Genomic DNA, 15,158 nt, shown 5'->3' with positions numbered 1-15,158 from the left:
GTGGGCTGACTTAAGGATTAATTTATGAAAATTATTAAACACTTTATGACAAAGAAAACACTCATAGCGTCATTGATAACCATTGGCGCATTTTCGGCTTTCCCTGCGTTAGCCGATCCTGAAAAAGGCCTAGAGATCGCCGAGCAACGTAAAGCCGTTGATATGGGGTGGGGCGATTCTGTTGCGACCATGGAAATGCTACTTCGCAATAAACAAGGTGAAAGCAGCTCTCGTCTAATGCGATTGAAGTCGCTAGAGGTTGACGACGATGGCGATAAAGGACTGACCATATTTGATGAGCCCCGCGACGTAAAAGGCACGGCTTTTTTAAACCATTCACACATCACCAAATCGGATGATCAATGGTTGTATCTGCCGGCATTGAAACGTGTAAAGCGTATCTCTTCTCGCAACAAGTCTGGCCCGTTTATGGGCAGTGAATTTGCTTACGAAGACCTAAGTTCGTTTGAGTTAGAAAAGTACACCTTCAACTACATCGAAGACGCCAATATTGAAGGTGTTGATACCTTTGTTTTAGAGCAAGTTCCGACCGACAAAAACTCTGGTTACACCATGCAAAAAGTATGGCTAGACCAGCAATATTACCGCCCAGTTCAAGTGGAGTTTTACGACCGTAAAGGCGCATTGCTGAAAACTCTATCGTTCCAAGACTACAAACAATACCTAAACCAGTACTGGCGCGCGCACACCATGTCGATGCAAAACCACCAAACAGGCAAGAGTACTGTATTAACCACGACAGATTTAGCGTTCCAGACCGGTCTTAAGGATAAGGACTTTCAGAAAAATACACTTAAACGTGCAAAGTAAGGCAAGAATATGAAAAGGATTCTGTTAACAGGAACGCAGTTATCTTTAACCTTGGCAGCGACAGTTGGGCTTATGCAGGTGTCGTTGCCATGTGTGGCGGCAGGCTTTAGCTCTGAGTTCGTAGAGCAAGTCACCCCAGAACTCGCAGGGCAAGTTAACCTTGAACACAGGCAATTCTTTAGCGACGGTTTACAGGGGCAGAACAAAGGACAAAGCTCACTGGTGTTACAACCGGAGTTTTACTGGGAGCAACAAGAAGGCAATGGCAGTTTTACCTTCACGCCATTTTATCGCTTAGACAGCGAAGACGATGAGCGAACCCATGGTGACGTTCGTGAAGCTTTGTTCCTTACCTACTGGGATGACTACGAACTGCGCGCAGGTGTTGGCAAAGTGTTCTGGGGTGTGACCGAATCAGCACACTTAGTGGACGTGGTAAACCAAACCGATGCGATTGAGTCCGTCGATGGCGAATCGAAACTGGGTCAGCCAATGGTTCACTTCACGTCGATTAAAGACTGGGGAACCATCGATGCCATGTTACTGCCGTATTTTCGAGAGCGTACCTTTGCAGGGGGAGACGGTCGGTTAAGAACGCCCGTACCCGTTTCAGACGATGCGCTGTATGAATCATCAAGAGAAGAAAAGCACGTTGATGTGGCACTGCGCTATAGCCAAATGTATGGTGATTGGGATGTCGGGTTAAGCTACTTAGGCGGTACCAATCGTGACCCTTATTATCGTGTTGAAGGTAATAATCTTAAGCCCTATTACGCGCAAATGCAGCATTTCGGCCTTGATGTTCAGGGGATTATGGGTGATTGGTTATGGAAGCTTGAAAGCGTTTATCGCGACAGCTACGACAACCACACAGGCGTAGCAACAGGCTTTGAGTATACATGGGTTGGGCCGCTAGAGTCGTATTGGGATATCGGTTTTATTGCTGAATACTTGTACGACAGTCGAGGCAACAATGCGCAGAGTGTCGGTCAAAACGACGTGTTCCTTGGGGCACGTTTCGCCTTAAATGATGAAGACGGGACCGAGGTGTTAACGGGCATCACTCAGGATCTAGATAACAGTGATGTTTACAGTGCAAAGCTCGAAGCCTCAAGTCGTATCAACAACAACCTCAAGTGGCGGTTGAACGCGTGGTTGTTTGAGAATGAAACCCCAGAAGACTTATTGTTCTTCGCTCGCAAAGATGATTTTGTTGAGATGGCGTTGGAATATTACTTTTAGTATTTTCAATAAGTTAAGTTAATGTTGGTTTATTGGGGTGTTCTTGTTGAATTGAACGCCCCAAACCCAGTGTTAATTTATATTTGTAGAGATCGAAGTCGTCTTTTTATAAAAGGAGTGAGCAATCAGGTAGGCCTACAGGTAGTATGGTTATATTTTACATGTATATATAACCTCTACATATGCACGCTTTTGACTACTGGTAACTGCCGGTAAACAAGTGTGATTTGGGCGTTAAGGGATTTATGAATTCATTTACTTGGAATAGATACTTCGAAACAGGCATTGGTGTCGTAGATGAACAACATCAATACCTCGTCGGTTTTATCAACCACTATGGCAATTTGCTGTCTGAAAACACTATCTCAATCGAAGATATTAGCATCGCTTTACTCGATCTTACGAGCTATGCCGAGTTTCACTTTAAAGAAGAAGAATCTTTGATGAGAGCTCGTAATTTATATCGCTCTCACATCGAAGAACACATCAAAGTGCATCGTGTTTTTATGCAAGATATCTACAGCATGCAAGCTTTCATTTTAGAAGAAGATCAGGCGTCTGCACGGCAGCTACTCGATTTCTTAATTCATTGGCTTGCGTATCATATCCTCGGTATTGACCAAAACATGGCTCGACAAGTGGCCGCAATAGAGGAAGGAGCGACCCCTAAACAAGCGTTTGAAGCCGAAGGAAAACAGAACGATTCTTCAACCATTCCTCTATTAGCTGCTCTTAAAGGCCTATTTGAGCAAGTATCCGAACGTAATAAAGAGTTGTTACGGTTCAACCAGCTACTCGAAGACAAAGTCGAGGAACGTACGGCAGAGCTAAAACGAGCGAACAAGAAGCTCGAAGAACTCTCCTTAACTGACTCGCTCACTAATTTGCCTAACCGCCGCTGTGCTTTTAAACAGTTAGCGGTGCATTGGCAAGAGTCCAAAGAACTTGGTATGCCTTTGGTGTGCATTATGATTGATGCCGACCATTTCAAGCGCATTAATGACACTTGCGGACACGATGCAGGTGATTTGGTGTTACAAACCCTCGCACACGAACTGAAAAACACATTTCGCAATGATGATATCGTGTGTCGATTAGGGGGCGATGAGTTCTTGGTGATCTGCCCCGATACCGATCTTAAAGGGGGCATGCACATTGCAGAAACCACTCGACAGAAAGTGTCTGAATTACAGGTCGACACCGGCGAGCAAGCTTGGCTTGGCAGCATTAGTGTCGGTGTGGCTGAAATGACCCAAGAATTCGAAACAATGAATGAATTGATTAAAGTAGCTGATGAGTCCGTTTATTTAGCGAAAAAAGCGGGCAAAAACCGCGTTTGTTCGATTCAGATTTAGAACGGGTTTATTTCAAGTTGAGAGCATAGTTCGCGTTAAATTTAAAATATAGCTCACGTCAGTTTTAGCGCTCAGGTTACTTTAGTTTTAGTTCTCAGGTCACCTTAGTTTTAGTTCTCATGATACTTTAAATCGAGCGCTTCGCTCAGTTCCAAATTAAGGAGTGGTACCAGTAATTGTTCCACTTCTTCCTATTCCTCATTAATATCCTGTTAAATTTGCCGTGTTTTTAGTCAATAACTTGTTCTTTTAGCGATTCAATTTGGCATTGGTTGCGTGTTTGATTAGTATGTGTAGCTATCTAAAAAAACTAATCATCCGATACGGACACTACCAACTGGTAGATGAGGAAATGATGCAACATCTAGAAGAGATCATTGCTAATGCAACGACTGCTATTGATACAGCAGATTCGTTAGTCGCACTTGATGAAGTGCGAGTTCAGTATTTAGGTAAGAAGGGTGAATTAACTCTTCAACTACAAAGCCTAGGTAAACTTCCACCTGAAGAGCGTCGCACTGCTGGTCAAGAGATCAACAAAGCGAAAGGTGCTGTTCAACAAGCGATCGCAGCTCGCAAAGACGCACTACAACGTGCAGAGCTTGAAGCGAAACTAGCTGAAGAAACTATCGATGTGAGCCTACCAGGTCGTCGCATTGAGAACGGTGGTCTTCACCCAGTGACTCGCACAGTTGAGCGTATCGAACAGTTCTTTGGTGAGCTTGGCTTTAGCACTGAGTCTGGCCCTGAGATCGAAGATGCATTCCACAACTTTGATGCACTAAACATCGCAGACGATCACCCAGCTCGTACTGATCACGATACTTTCTTCTTCAACCCTGATCTAATGCTACGTACGCACACTTCTGGTGTTCAAATCCGTACGATGGAAAACGGCAAACCGCCATTCCGCTTCATTGCTCCGGGTCGTGTTTACCGTAACGACTACGATCAAACTCACACGCCAATGTTCCACCAAGTGGAAGGTATGTTAGTTGATGAGAACGTAAACTTTGCACAACTTAAAGGCATTCTTAACGATTTCCTTTGTAACTTCTTTGAAGAAGAAGTTGAAGTGCGTTTCCGTCCTTCATTCTTCCCGTTCACAGAGCCTTCAGCTGAAGTTGACGTGAAACGTAAAGATGGCAAATGGCTAGAAGTTCTAGGCTGTGGCATGGTTCACCCTAACGTACTTCGCTCTGTTGGCATCGACCCTGAGAAATACTCTGGTTTTGCATTCGGTATGGGTGTAGAGCGTCTAACGATGCTTCGTTACGGCGTAAATGACCTTCGTGCGTTCTTCGAGAACGACCTTCGTTTCCTTAAACAATTCAAGTAATCCGGGGCAGTCAAAACTATGAAATTCAGTGAATCTTGGCTACGCGAGTGGGTTAAACCTGCAATTAACAGCGAAGAGCTAGCTCACCAAATCACTATGGCTGGTTTGGAAGTTGACGATGTAGAACCTGTTGCGGGTGTTTTCACCGGCGTTAAAGTAGGTAAAGTGGTTGAGTGCGGTCAGCACCCAGACGCAGACAAACTACAAGTTACAAAAATTGATATCGGCGCAGAAGAGCTGTTAGACATCGTATGTGGTGCATCTAACTGTCGTCTTGGCCTAACTGTAGCAGTAGCAACAGTTGGCGCAGTACTTCCTGGTGATTTCAAAATCAAGAAAGCAAAACTACGTGGCGTTCCATCGCACGGCATGCTTTGTTCTTTCTCTGAGCTAGGTATCGACGTAGAGTCTGACGGCATCCTTGAGCTGCCAGAAGGCACAACGCTAGGTATGGACGTACGTGAGCTTCTTGAGCTTAACGACGTAACTATCGACGTAGACCTAACAGCAAACCGCGCAGACTGCTTCAGCATCCGTGGCCTTGCTCGTGAAGTTGGCGTACTAAACCGCGCAGACGTTACAGAGCCAACAGTTGAAGCTGTTGCAACAAGCATTGAAGACACAGTATCTGTTGAAATCAAAGCAACTGATGCTTGTCCACGTTACCTTGGCCGTGTGGTTAAGAACGTAAACGTGAAAGCGGAATCTCCAATCTGGATGCAAGAAAAACTGCGCCGTTGTGGTATCCGTTCAATCGACCCAGTTGTAGACATCGCAAACTACGTGATGCTAGAGCAAGGCCAACCAATGCACGCATTTGATCTTGCTAAGATCGAAGGCGGTATTGTGGTTCGTCTAGCAGAGCAGGGCGAAAAGCTAACACTTCTAGATGGCAACGAAGCTGAACTAAACAGCAACACACTTGTTATCGCTGACCAAAACAAAGCACTAGCAATCGCTGGTATCTTTGGCGGTCAAGATTCAGGTGTTACTACTGAAACGACAGACGTACTTCTTGAAGCTGCATTCTTCGCACCGGATCACATCCGTGGTCGCGCACGTGCTTACGGCCTTCACACAGATTCTTCTCTACGTTTCGAACGTGGTGTTGATTCAACACTTCAAGCAGCAGCAATGGAGCGTGCAACACAGCTTCTAGTTGAAATCTGTGGTGGTGAAGTTGCGCCAGTAAACGGCAGCGAATCTGAAGCTGATCTTCCTAAAGCAAACGTAGTTGCTCTACGTCGCGCTAAGCTAGACAGCCTACTAGGTCACGAAATTCCATCTACAGACGTAGTGGAAATTCTTACTCGCCTAGGTTGTAACGTTGAAACGACAGACGCAGGTTGGACGGCAACGTCTCCATCTTGGCGTTTTGATATCGCAATCGAGCAAGACCTAATTGAAGAAGTAGGTCGTATCTACGGTTACGATAACATTCCAAATCAAGCGCCTAAAGCGGCACTTAAAATGAATGACCACAAAGAAGCTAACCAACCGCTTAAGCGCGTTCGTGACCTTCTTGTAGACCGTGGCTACCACGAAGCAATCACATACAGCTTCGTAGAACCAGAACAGCAAAAGCTTGTTGTACCTGGTGTTGAGCCGCTAATCCTGCCATTCCCAATCTCTGCGGACATGTCAGCAATGCGTCTTGGCCTAATCCAAGGTCTTCTAAACACAGTTGTTCACAACCAGAAGCGTCAACAGTCTCGCGTTCGTCTATTCGAATCAGGCCTACGTTTCATCCCTGAAGCAACTGCTGAAAACGGCATGCGCCAAGAAATGATGCTTGCGGGCGTTATCTCTGGTACTCGTGGCGAAGAGCACTGGGACATTGCTACTAACACTGTAGATTTCTTCGATCTTAAAGGTGACCTAGAAGCCGTTCTTGAGCTTTCTGCAAACGAAATCGCATACAGCTTCAAAGCAGCTAAGCACCCAGCACTTCACCCAGGTCAAACTGCGGCTATCGTAGTAGACGGCAAAGAAGTGGGTATCATTGGTACTGTTCACCCAGAACTAGAGCGCAAGTTTGGTCTTAACGGCCGCACTATCGTATTCGAAATCGAATGGGCAGCTATCAACACTCGCGTGCTTCCAGAAGCAGTAGCCGTATCTAAGTTCCCTGCAAACCGTCGTGATATCGCCGTTGTTGTTGATGAAGCAGTCGCTTCTGGCGACATCGTAGAAGCGTGTATTGCAGCGGGTGGCGAATTCCTAACAGGCGCTAAACTGTTCGACGTATACGTTGGTCAAGGCGTTGAAGAAGGTAAGAAGAGCCTAGCTATCGCACTTAGCCTACAGTCTGTAGAGCGCACACTTGAAGATGCAGACATCGCTGGTTCAGTAGATGCTATCGTAGCTTCAATCTCAGAGAAATTCGGCGCAGCACTTCGCGACTAATCTCTACTGATAGATAGAAAAACCAAAGGCCTCGCATTGCGAGGCCTTTTTTGTTGGGTAACTAGAGTAGAGTGCTGTCTTGCAACTGGAGAAAGTTATTTATAAATAAGTCTACCAATAAGAGATATTTTCTACCTTCGCCTTTCAAAAACTGAAACATTATTCATGATAGTGTCAATTTGTAAGTGATAGTGCACAAAAGCTTTCAATTCCTCGATAATTCTCTCATCTGAGTTTGTATCTATAAAATCCTGAGGAAAAAGCATACGAAGTCTATCGCGAAAAATCACATGATAGCGGAGAAAATAAAAGTCAGATATTTCGTGATTACCTGTTCTCATAAAATTGATGTTAGATAAGTATACGTCTAATCCAAAAGCAACCTTATTCAAATTAGATTGACTATTGTTTGCTTCGTATTGGGATATTGAAAAGTTAAGGTCTTCAATTGCACGTTTCATAGTGTCATATTTTTCACCTCGTGCAATACAAAGATCAACACGGTTTAAGCCATAAATATTAATTGAAGTTTTGGCTTTCTTGGTTTTGAATTTTGAATTACCTGATTTTTCTTTTATCAGTATGACTTTTTTTCTGATACTACTATCATAATAGTTCATGTTATTAAAATCATAGTAATCGTAATAATCATCGAAATAAGGGTTTAACAGTAAAGGTTTTTCACCTTGTACTTCTTTAATTATTGAATTTATATTATTTTGCTTTTTACGTGCGGATTTTGTAGATTTTTTGTTGCAAATTGGGAATAGGTTATGTTTTCCATATTTGTGTTCTATTGTTTTTACATGTTTTACTCTGTCAGGATCAATAACATAGCTAAGGTCATGCCCTTGCCCTGTGTTGCAAGCATCACATGCTATTAGTAAGTTTAGGTAGTCACCTCCAAAAAATGTATATCCGTTTGAATTAATTACTTTTGAGATATAGTGAGCCTTTTCAACTCTATGTGTAGTTTGTTTTCGAGAATCAATTCTATTTTTGGGTCTATAATGTTCTACTTTTGCTGTAGTTGAGCTTATATAAATACCACAATAAGAACAGAATTTAACACCTAAAAGTTTTTCAATTCTGTTATCCACCATATACTTATATCCAGCCCAGCTACAAGATGAAGAATTATTTAATTTTCTTAGGTTCTGTGTATATTCGGCCTGATATTCTACACTTGAAGTTAAAAGTATAGAGGGTGGGTTTTGTAATGGCTTAATCTTAATCATTATTTCTTAATTCCTGCACAATTTGACCCAACGAAGGATTTTCACCATTTCTAAAATATGAATCAACTGCTGATAAAGCGATTAATTCTCTATATGTTTTCCCAAAATAACCAAGTTTAAACAAAGACATTCTTAGACTTTCTACTTTTTCCCACTCTTGATTATGAATTGCACTATTGTAAGCATCAATTATTGGTTGTAAATCATCACTATCTATAGTGTCTAAACCAAAATGCGGACTCGTCAGAATCTGCTCAGTGGTCAACCCTTGAGGAGCCGGAAGGTCACTGAGGATCATTGTCTCATCCTCATTTTTTTTAAAACAAAGAACTATCGTACCATCATTAATCGACTTTAAGACTAGAGGGTCATGTGTCGTAATAATAAAAAGTACTTCTGCAAATGCAGATTGTAGATTGTAGATTATGTTCTTCTTGAATTTAGGATGTAAATGTAGTTCTATTTCATCAATCAATACAATAGAGCTACTCAACCTTAAGTTTATTTCTTTAAGACTTACATTCTCTCCAATTTTTGAAACGGAAGTAATCATCTTGGAAAAAATAGTAATTATTGAATTATATCCACTGCTAAGTTCATGTAGATATATTTTTTTATTGTTTTTTCTATCTTTCCAATATACATCACCATCAATAGTACAAAAAACATAGTAATTAGGAAGAGATAGTAATATAGATAGTTTTGTTGCTATCCAGTCGATTATTATTTGGTCTGATCTATAAGAGTTAACCCATGATATGAGGCTATTAACTGAGCTATTATTAGAGCGGTTTTCGGTGATGTTAATGAGGTTACACCTTTCACGCCTTACTAACCGCCCACTTCTTTCTTTATAGTGACACTCATTATCGGCACCGCTGTATTTTATTACATACTCCGGAGTTTGGTTGTCTATATTTTTACTACAGATATCTTCCAATGTACGTTTTGATTTACTTTTAAAAGCACGTTTAAATAACTCGAGAAAAGTACTTTTCCCAACACCATTCTCACCAAGAATAACGATTGAATTTTTTCCAGAGAAACTTATTACTTTATTTTCTTTAAAGTTCCTAATTCCAGAGAATATAAAATTATCAATTCCAGGGAATCTTTCTGAGTATTTACTTTCGTTCTTATGATGTATATTTTGAAATGAAATAGACTTATACGGAATTAACTTTGTCTTAACATCAATTTGATAGTTAGCATCTATGTTATATTTTTCCACTACCTTATTTAAGTTCGACTCTGACACCCTATCAAAATTATCATTTTTATTTATGCTTTTGAGGTAGTCAAAAATAAACAAGATATCAAACGGCGAACCTAAATCGTCATAAATGCTAGGTTCCCCACTATATAAAAAATTTTGAATTGATGACGTCCTACGATTAACCAATTCGATTCTATTAAGGTTAAACGCTTCAATCGTCCGCTCGGCTCGTTGGGATAATGGCTCCAAGCGTCCATTTTCGTTATGCTTAAAATGAAAGTATGTTGATTCAAGACCAGGTAACAGTATCTCTGGTTCAAAAGATAGCAATCTGTTAATTTTTGAACCAGAAGCAATATCAAAATCTTGAAAATGACTTGAATATCTAATGTTTTTCAAGCCATAGCTCTTCTGACATTCGTTACAAATCACACTACACGAATTAACATCGTTAAGTAGCCATAAGTTTCTTCCTGAGCCATCATGTAAAAAGTGAGGAATTATACTGCTGGATGGAGTGCCACAATAAAAGCAATACAAGTCTTCATCACCCCAAACGGCTTTGAAGGCTGATGTAATATCTTCAGCAATTAGCTCATAATCAGGATGTTTTTTAATTAGGAATTGTGATTTTTCTACCCCCAACGGTAACAAAATCTTGTGGTTTCTTCGAAGAGGGTTAGCTTGCATAACTATTGATAGCATATAAACACTGTACTTATGGTATTAGTTTCATTTTGACACATAATACACTGATAAATAGAAAGATTATATATGCTTAGCTAGTGCGCTGTCTCATTAACCTTTCGCCAAAGACTTTCTCGGTAGCTCCATATTTTGGTTAATACAGCTAAAGTTCCGCATTCGAGAGCTCGTTCATCCCTTTAATCACATAATCGATGACTTCGATCTCTTGGACAGACAGAACATAGTTAACTATGTAAAGAAGAAAGCTGCTATATGTAATGTTTATGCTCCTTTTTATTGAGCGCATTAAAACATTTGAGTTAGAAATGAGGTGGTTAAGTTACCATTGTAAGAAGAGGTCTTTATCTAAATCACTATTTGACCTGTCTACAACTTCACACTTTATAGTGACTATATTGATTGAGAGGGATGCTTTCTGTGTTCCCTCCAAAGTAAGTAGAGAGACACTATGAAACGTTTAATTCTAAACATCACATTCTTGGTATTCATGGCGCTTGGCAGCATTAATGCCATGGCTCATGATTCAACGGTTAAGTACGGTATTGCGATATCTCATGATGGTGAGCAAATTGCGTATGGCAAAAGTGGGAGTGGGGATTCGGCGCTGATCTTCATTCACGGATGGAGTTTAGACAGCAGCTCGACGCAACGTTAATGAAAGCGGTGGAGTCAGTGAAGTAGGGCGCTGTAGTTGTTAAAATATGGATGTAATCATTCGATAGATAAAACAAGGCCTCGCGATTGCGAGGCCTTTTTGTGGTCCGACTGAAACTCAATATTAATCGAGCCTAGCGAAAGCTCGGGATAATCGCTGGAATCCCCGGTAGAAGGCCAACCAACGCCATCACACCAGTTAGCACAATAAACATAGTTCCAGGCAACACCCAACGGCTCATTTTACTAAGCTCACTACTACGTTCTTTACAACCGACTAAGCCTAAGTTATCCAACAGCATGGTGAGAGCCCAACCAAATGCAGGGTTAACCAGTGCTGAAGAGAACACGACAATCGCGGCCGATTGGGTGGTTTTCCCTTCACGCGTCATTTCCATTCCAGCTTCTAGCAATGGCACAAATACCCCAACAATGAGCGCGACACAAAGCACAGGTTGCCAGATAGCTAAATCCATTGGGTAACCCCAAACAGCGGCGATGATACAGAACAGAGCTGTGAGCAAAGCGCCAGCAGGAATAGGGCGTTTAGCAATCGCCGCCGGTACGATATAAGTACCCCACGAAGACGTAAAGTTAGTACCGCCAAGCAGGGAACCGAACGTTTGACGAATTGAAGCCGTGGTCATGGTGTCGTCGATGTTCATGTGTACTTTTTCGGTACGTTCTGGGTAGCTGATCTTTTGAAATACTTGATGGCCTAAGAAATCTGGTGACCACATCGCTACGGCTAGAATCGCAAACGGCAATACCACCATGAAATGTTCAATCGTTGGTAGGCCTAGCATCCAACCTGTGTTTTCTCCCCACCAATACATAGGGTTCATGTTGGGTAAACCTGGCTCGGTTTGAAAAGAGAACGGCGCGCCCATGGCAAATGCTAACGTACCACCCAGTAAGCAGCTAAGAGGGACGGCTAACCAGCGCTTACGGAAATGTTCCAATAGCGCGTACAAAATGATGGTGCAGAAGATCACGACAAAAGCGATATGGCTCATGCCGATTCCCTCAGCCCAAGCAAACAGCTTTTTCACTTGGGAAGCGGTTCCAACAAAGCCAAGGTAGAGCAATAAGCCGCCACACACGCCTTTACTGGTGAGGTTGGCCAGCATACTGCCACCTTTACTGATGGCTAAGATGAGGCCAAAAGCGCCAATCAACAAGCCAAAGGCCATAGGGTGGCCGCCTGCTGCAACGACAATCGGAATTAAAGGAATGAGTGGACCATGTGTACCTGCGAGGTTCGCGGTCGGCAATAGGAAGCCAGAGAAAATAATAATGAAAACAGAGGCGATGAGGAGTTCATAACGAACGTTTTCTAGAATGAAGTCTTCATTTAATCCGAGTGCTCCCGCAAAGGTAGCAGCAATCGCGCCCACCATAACCACTTTACCAATCGTGGCTGCCATCGCTGGGATGGTGTCTTCTATCTCGAATCGATAATCTTTAAACGGTAAATTTGGACGCCAACGCTTAGGCGACATGATTTGTAATTCATGTTCTAAATATTGTTCGCGGGAATCAAATTCTGATCTTGGTTTGTGTTGTTGTTCATAAGTGAGTTCATCCTCATTGGCTTGAGGCTTATCTGCTTGTATATGTACGGACTCTAAAGTACTGCTCATGTTGATTCCTTTCGTTCACACTCTAAGGCGTGTTATTCCAACAAACGTTATTGACTCACGCAGAAGCGCAAACAATGTGTCAACTTATTATTAAAAATTCATTAACATTTAGTTGTTAGTACCTTATACCAAACCAAAAAAAACAAATAGTCTCAGTTAGTTAGACATTAGTCGTAGAGTTTGATAGCAAATATGAGAGACGGTAAAGAGGGTGAGTTCGCTTGTTTATAGGCCATTAATTACAGGAACAATAAAGTCACTTTCAACAACGAACGGCCGAGTGGACCTGTTCTGCAATTGAGCCTAAAAATCAAAACTCAAAAATAATTTAGAAAAGTGTGCATCCTTTCGCGACGTCAAACGTGTTAGAGGTAAATCGTTTAGAGGGTGCCACTATGTTGGACGTTTTTACTTACTTTGCCGACTGGCTGACGTATTCCATTTTTAACTTGGAAGCCAGTACTTCAATGGCAACAGGCGTTCATTTCTTTATCGAAGACACCAGTAAGATCTTAGTCTTATTGGTCGTGTTGATTTACGTTATCTCCGCGCTGAGAGCCAGTTTGAGTGTGGACAAAGTTCGACAATATCTACAAGGTAAGCGCCGCGGTGTGGGTTACTTCCTTGGCTCGCTATTTGGTGCGATTACACCGTTTTGCTCGTGCAGTTCTATTCCTCTGTTCATGGGCTTTGTCTCTGCACGTATTCCCATTGGTGTGACTATCGCATTTCTTATTACATCGCCTCTGATCAATGAGGTGGTGATCATCATGCTTGGCAGTGTCCTTGGGCTGAAATTCACCATCATGTACGTTGTGATTGGTATGTCGCTTGGCATTTTTGCAGGCTTTGTCTTAGATGCTTTTAAAGCCCACCGTTGGTTACAACCTTTCCTTGCCGAAGCGTATCAAAAAGCCAATGAGATAGATGAACAGCCTCAAACGGCGATTGAATCAACCCCAATGACGTTTAAACAGCGCCATGAATTTGCTGTGAACGACACCAGTACCATCTTCAAACGCATTTGGATTTGGGTCTTTGTTGGTGTGGGTATTGGTGCGTTTATTCATGGTTTTGTTCCGGCGGATTGGTTCGAGCAAAACCTCGCACACGGCCAGTGGTGGACGGTGCCCCTCGCGACACTTAGTGCGATTCCGATTTACACCAACGCAACGGGCATAGTTCCAATCATGGCGTCTTTGATAGACAAAGGTATGCCACTAGGAACCACGCTGGCGTTTTGTATGGGAGCGGTCGCAGTGAGCTTGCCAGAGTTCATGATGCTCAAACAAGTGATGCAATACCGATTGCTTGGTGTAATCGCGGGTTACTTGCTGGTGGCGATTTCCATCACCGGTTGGTTGTTTAATTTCTTCTATTAATCACAGCAGAGCAAATGCTCACAGGAGTCTGATATGAAAAGCATTCAAGTTTATGGTTCAGGTTGTAAGAACTGCGTCGTTACCGCAGAACGGTTTGCCGAGGTCGCACAAGAGTTAGGGCAGCAAATCAATATTGAAAAAGTCACCAGTTTGGAAGCCATTATGAAAGCTGGCATTATGAGCACACCGGGTATCGCGATTAATGGTGAGTTAAAACACACGGGGTCGGTGCCATCTGTTGATCTGGTTCGCGATTTACTCAAGGAAAATGTTGTAGCGTAAAAGTAAGGAAAGAGCGTCGCGCATACAGAGTTTTTTGAATGAGCATGCGCGACGGATTATCGAGGTTCAAGAATGAAATGTTTGATGAATGCGTGGAATCATGCGGAACCTAGCCTTTATGGTTGGCTACTAAAACAGACCCAAAATCCGCACGAAGCGGAAGACATCATGCAAGAAGTGTTTCTGAAGGCCATGGGAAATAGCGAGCGTTTCTGTACATTGCAGAACGGTAAATCATGGCTGTTTAAGATGACCAGAAACCACCTTGTTGATCAGCTGAGACGGAAAATATATTCGGTAGACATCGAAGAATTTGTGATGCCCACGGATATTTCCCCTGCGATGGTTCAGCTTCAACGCTGCCTTCCCCAGGTATTGGTCAAACTCACCGAGCAAGATCGTGATGTGATAGAACAATGTGACCTCAATGGTATGACACAAAAAGACTACGCAGAGAAACACCAGCTCAGCCTACCAGCCGTTAAGGCACGTTTACGTCGAGCCCGTATAGAACTCAAAACCATTTTGGTGAGTGAGTGTAAAGTGACTCAAGACCAATCGGGCGTTTGTTGCTTTAGGTCATTTCAAGCAGAGCCTTAAGTCTTTTCAAGTAGAGCGTTAAGTCCTTTCAAGCTGAACCTTAAATCCTTCTGGAAGTAATGTTTCCGCTTTAAACTAATTTATAGGCCATTACTTTAAGGAGCAATAAACGAAGGTTTAACAAGAAAACGTTCGGCTCTAAAGGCCCTTATAAAATTCATCGACTCAAGATTTCTTGTGTTCTTGGGGTAATTTGATAATGGATATCTGTTCCAGTTTTATTCTGAATATATTGGGCGACAAACAGGGAAAGGCCTTGTCG

12 protein-coding genes are annotated in these 15,158 nt (G+C 42.5%); 9 read left to right on the top strand and 3 right to left on the bottom strand.

The features are described from left to right. The first annotated feature begins 45 nt into the window (after positions 1-45). The 5 genes from OCW38_RS08605 to pheT all read left to right on the top strand — a co-directional run bounded on the left by OCW38_RS08605 (position 46) and on the right by pheT (position 7,173). Positions 46-831, top strand: coding sequence for an outer membrane lipoprotein-sorting protein (locus OCW38_RS08605; RefSeq protein ID WP_371958623.1), 786 nt, complete (start codon positions 46-48; stop codon positions 829-831). A 9-nt stretch (positions 832-840) separates the two neighbouring features. Beyond that, the gene (locus OCW38_RS08600) at positions 841-2,073 is read left to right on the top strand and encodes a hypothetical protein (RefSeq protein WP_065612384.1); all 1,233 of its coding nucleotides are present in this window, start codon (positions 841-843) and stop codon (positions 2,071-2,073) included. A 245-nt stretch (positions 2,074-2,318) separates the two neighbouring features. Continuing rightward, positions 2,319-3,428 (top strand): GGDEF domain-containing protein, encoded by a 1,110-nt coding sequence (locus tag OCW38_RS08595; protein ID WP_010441333.1) that lies wholly within the window; start codon positions 2,319-2,321, stop codon positions 3,426-3,428. A gap of 355 nt (positions 3,429-3,783) precedes the next feature. Beyond that, positions 3,784-4,767 carry a phenylalanine--tRNA ligase subunit alpha gene (gene pheS / locus OCW38_RS08590; RefSeq protein ID WP_004734764.1) on the top strand — a complete coding sequence of 328 codons (984 nt, stop codon included), beginning with the start codon at positions 3,784-3,786 and terminating at the stop codon, positions 4,765-4,767. An 18-nt stretch (positions 4,768-4,785) separates the two neighbouring features. Continuing rightward, complete coding sequence (gene pheT, locus OCW38_RS08585) at positions 4,786-7,173, top strand: phenylalanine--tRNA ligase subunit beta (protein WP_261893719.1); 2,388 nt, start codon at positions 4,786-4,788, stop codon at positions 7,171-7,173. 131 nt (positions 7,174-7,304) lie between these two features. On the opposite strand, the gene OCW38_RS08580 is transcribed toward pheT, so the two are convergent. Continuing rightward, positions 7,305-8,411 carry an HNH endonuclease family protein gene (locus tag OCW38_RS08580; protein ID WP_146493366.1) on the bottom strand — a complete coding sequence of 369 codons (1,107 nt, stop codon included), beginning with the start codon at positions 8,409-8,411 and terminating at the stop codon, positions 7,305-7,307. Further along, positions 8,404-10,332, bottom strand: a complete 1,929-nt coding sequence (locus OCW38_RS08575) for an AAA family ATPase (protein ID WP_261893718.1) — start codon at positions 10,330-10,332, stop codon at positions 8,404-8,406. Before OCW38_RS08575 ends, OCW38_RS08580 begins: the two co-directional genes overlap by 8 nt. A gap of 451 nt (positions 10,333-10,783) precedes the next feature. Here OCW38_RS08575 and OCW38_RS08570 point away from each other — a divergent pair, with 451 nt between their 5' ends. Beyond that, complete coding sequence (locus OCW38_RS08570; protein ID WP_146493364.1) at positions 10,784-10,990, top strand: alpha/beta hydrolase; 207 nt, start codon at positions 10,784-10,786, stop codon at positions 10,988-10,990. 133 nt (positions 10,991-11,123) lie between these two features. Here OCW38_RS08570 and OCW38_RS08565 read toward each other — a convergent pair whose 3' ends face one another. Then, positions 11,124-12,632 carry a DUF3360 domain-containing protein gene (locus tag OCW38_RS08565; RefSeq protein WP_016784542.1) on the bottom strand — a complete coding sequence of 503 codons (1,509 nt, stop codon included), beginning with the start codon at positions 12,630-12,632 and terminating at the stop codon, positions 11,124-11,126. Between the two features lie 395 nt (positions 12,633-13,027). Here OCW38_RS08565 and OCW38_RS08560 point away from each other — a divergent pair, with 395 nt between their 5' ends. The 3 genes from OCW38_RS08560 to OCW38_RS08550 all read left to right on the top strand — a co-directional run bounded on the left by OCW38_RS08560 (position 13,028) and on the right by OCW38_RS08550 (position 14,896). Next, positions 13,028-14,014: a permease gene (locus OCW38_RS08560; protein ID WP_016790587.1), complete on the top strand. Its 987-nt coding sequence runs from the start codon at positions 13,028-13,030 to the stop codon at positions 14,012-14,014. 33 nt (positions 14,015-14,047) lie between these two features. Continuing rightward, positions 14,048-14,296, top strand: a complete 249-nt coding sequence (locus OCW38_RS08555) for a thioredoxin family protein (protein WP_010441308.1) — start codon at positions 14,048-14,050, stop codon at positions 14,294-14,296. 84 nt (positions 14,297-14,380) lie between these two features. Next, positions 14,381-14,896: a sigma-70 family RNA polymerase sigma factor gene (locus tag OCW38_RS08550; RefSeq protein ID WP_016767281.1), complete on the top strand. Its 516-nt coding sequence runs from the start codon at positions 14,381-14,383 to the stop codon at positions 14,894-14,896. Positions 14,897-15,158: the final 262 nt, after the last annotated feature.

Origin of the sequence: Vibrio cyclitrophicus, assembly GCF_024347435.1 — a bacterium.
Taxonomy (GTDB): Bacteria; Pseudomonadota; Gammaproteobacteria; order Enterobacterales; family Vibrionaceae; genus Vibrio; species Vibrio cyclitrophicus.
Note: the sequence above shows the minus strand (reverse complement) of the source record. Positions and strands in the feature narration are given on the sequence as shown.

What these genes read in the sequence shown, in the direction of transcription:
- OCW38_RS08600 (WP_065612384.1), top strand. Translation starts at nt 841, where the DNA reads ATGAAAAGGATTCTGTTAACAGGAACGCAGTTATCTTTAACCTTGGCA.
- OCW38_RS08605 (WP_371958623.1), top strand. Translation starts at nt 46, where the DNA reads ATGACAAAGAAAACACTCATAGCGTCATTGATAACCATTGGCGCATTT.
- OCW38_RS08550 (WP_016767281.1), top strand. Translation starts at nt 14,381, where the DNA reads ATGAATGCGTGGAATCATGCGGAACCTAGCCTTTATGGTTGGCTACTA.
- OCW38_RS08575 (WP_261893718.1), bottom strand. Translation starts at nt 10,332, where the DNA reads ATGCTATCAATAGTTATGCAAGCTAACCCTCTTCGAAGAAACCACAAG.
- pheT (WP_261893719.1), top strand. Translation starts at nt 4,786, where the DNA reads ATGAAATTCAGTGAATCTTGGCTACGCGAGTGGGTTAAACCTGCAATT.
- OCW38_RS08570 (WP_146493364.1), top strand. Translation starts at nt 10,784, where the DNA reads ATGAAACGTTTAATTCTAAACATCACATTCTTGGTATTCATGGCGCTT.
- OCW38_RS08565 (WP_016784542.1), bottom strand. Translation starts at nt 12,632, where the DNA reads ATGAGCAGTACTTTAGAGTCCGTACATATACAAGCAGATAAGCCTCAA.
- OCW38_RS08595 (WP_010441333.1), top strand. Translation starts at nt 2,319, where the DNA reads ATGAATTCATTTACTTGGAATAGATACTTCGAAACAGGCATTGGTGTC.
- OCW38_RS08580 (WP_146493366.1), bottom strand. Translation starts at nt 8,411, where the DNA reads ATGATTAAGATTAAGCCATTACAAAACCCACCCTCTATACTTTTAACT.
- OCW38_RS08560 (WP_016790587.1), top strand. Translation starts at nt 13,028, where the DNA reads ATGTTGGACGTTTTTACTTACTTTGCCGACTGGCTGACGTATTCCATT.
- OCW38_RS08555 (WP_010441308.1), top strand. Translation starts at nt 14,048, where the DNA reads ATGAAAAGCATTCAAGTTTATGGTTCAGGTTGTAAGAACTGCGTCGTT.
- pheS (WP_004734764.1), top strand. Translation starts at nt 3,784, where the DNA reads ATGCAACATCTAGAAGAGATCATTGCTAATGCAACGACTGCTATTGAT.